The 1,332-nt window shown below is 77.5% G+C and carries 3 protein-coding genes; all 3 read right to left on the bottom strand.

The features are described 5' to 3' along the window. Positions 1-106 precede the first annotated feature (106 nt). From HMPREF3159_RS08650 to HMPREF3159_RS08640, 3 genes are read right to left on the bottom strand one after another with little or no spacing between them, the layout of a single operon-like run. Positions 107-445, bottom strand: coding sequence for an Rv3654c family TadE-like protein (locus tag HMPREF3159_RS08650; RefSeq protein WP_070500659.1), 339 nt, complete (start codon positions 443-445; stop codon positions 107-109). Further along, positions 442-837 (bottom strand): TadE family type IV pilus minor pilin, encoded by a 396-nt coding sequence (locus tag HMPREF3159_RS08645; protein WP_070500660.1) that lies wholly within the window; start codon positions 835-837, stop codon positions 442-444. The genes HMPREF3159_RS08650 and HMPREF3159_RS08645 overlap by 4 nt, the downstream gene beginning before the upstream one ends. Beyond that, the gene (locus tag HMPREF3159_RS08640; protein ID WP_010549540.1) at positions 837-1,037 is read right to left on the bottom strand and encodes a DUF4244 domain-containing protein; all 201 of its coding nucleotides are present in this window, start codon (positions 1,035-1,037) and stop codon (positions 837-839) included. Before HMPREF3159_RS08640 ends, HMPREF3159_RS08645 begins: the two co-directional genes overlap by 1 nt. Between the last annotated feature and the right edge of the window lie 295 nt (positions 1,038-1,332).

Raw genomic sequence — 1,332 nt, 5'->3', positions numbered from 1 at the left:
CCCGCCGCGGCGCCCGGCCCCGCCGCGAGGTCCGCCGTCCGGTAGGTCGCTGGCGGCAGGTCGCCGCGGCGTCGGGGCCTTCGTCTCGTGCGGAGCCCGTCCTCGCTCACGTCTCCGGGACCTCCGACGGCCCGGGGCCCGCCCTCGATTCCGCGACCGCGGAGGGGAGCGCTCCGGCGTCGATCTCGACCCGGACGAGCACGTCCCATTCCCGCTGCTCGCAGCCGGTGAGCCTCGCGCCGTTGCGCTCGGCCGCCTCCGCCGCGACCCGGCAGGGGTGCGGATGGGCGACCGCGAGCGCATCGGCGCCCGCGAGGGAGGCGAGATCCGCGGCGGTGCCCGCCTCGGCCCGGGCGAGCACCCCGCCGCCCAGCAGCGCGAGGGCGGCCACCACCGTGGTCGTCGTCCCCGTCCAGGCCAGCACCGACGCGCCCGACGTGCTCATGGCGTCCCTCCCTCGAGCAGCTGTGGCTCGAGCCGCGCCTCGGCGTCGGCGCTGAGGGACCAGGACGCGCCGGATATCGGCCCCGCGGGGGCCTGCAGCGTGCGCGTCACCTCGACCCGCACCCACTGGCCGGAGCCCGAGACGGACACGGACGTGCCCTCCCCGCCGATCCGCTCCGCGACCTCGACCGCCGCCGCGGTCTCCTCCCCCCGGGCGAGCTCCCGCGCCGCGCCGCGCGCGGCGCTCTCGAGCCTCAGCTGGGAGGCCAGGCCCGCACCGGTCAGCAGCACGACCACCACCATCACCACCACGACGGGCAGCACGATCGCCGTCTCCGCCGTGGCGGACCCCCGGTCGTTCCGCAGGCGGGACGACCGGGCGGACCGCAACATCACGACCCCATCGACAGGGCGGAGGTGATGATCCCCATCAGCAGGGTCCGCACCTCCCCGGACGCCAGCAGGGCGACCAGGACGGCGGCGAAGCCGCAGGCCGCGAGCACGGTGATCGCGTACTCGGCGGTGGAGGCGCCGGTCTCGTCCCGCCAGCGGCGGGCGAGGGTGCGGCGCAGTCGGTTCCTCGTGCAGTGCATGGTGCTCCTCCTTCGTTCTGCGGGCGGCGCTCGCCGTCCCGCGGTGGCGGCTACCGCCGCCGACGCCGTCCCCGGGCGGGGACGACGGACCGGGACCTTCCCGGTGGTCCGTGGCCTCACGCTCCGCCGGAGGTGAGGGAGAGGGTGCCGCCCAGCAGGGAGATCACGGTCGGCACGATGCCGAGGGCGACGAAGGCAGGCAGCAGCGCCGTTCCGGTGGGCAGCACGAGGCGGACGGCGAGCTCGGCGGCGCGCACCTCGGCGTCCCGGGCGCGGCCGCGACGGGCGTCCCGCG

This window comes from Brachybacterium sp. HMSC06H03 (genome assembly GCF_001807385.1).
In the GTDB taxonomy this organism is placed as follows: domain Bacteria; phylum Actinomycetota; class Actinomycetes; order Actinomycetales; family Dermabacteraceae; genus Brachybacterium; species Brachybacterium conglomeratum.
Note: the sequence above shows the minus strand (reverse complement) of the source record. Positions and strands in the feature narration are given on the sequence as shown.

What these genes read in the sequence shown, in the direction of transcription:
- HMPREF3159_RS08650 (WP_070500659.1), bottom strand. Translation starts at nt 445, where the DNA reads ATGAGCACGTCGGGCGCGTCGGTGCTGGCCTGGACGGGGACGACGACC.
- HMPREF3159_RS08645 (WP_070500660.1), bottom strand. Translation starts at nt 837, where the DNA reads ATGTTGCGGTCCGCCCGGTCGTCCCGCCTGCGGAACGACCGGGGGTCC.
- HMPREF3159_RS08640 (WP_010549540.1), bottom strand. Translation starts at nt 1,037, where the DNA reads ATGCACTGCACGAGGAACCGACTGCGCCGCACCCTCGCCCGCCGCTGG.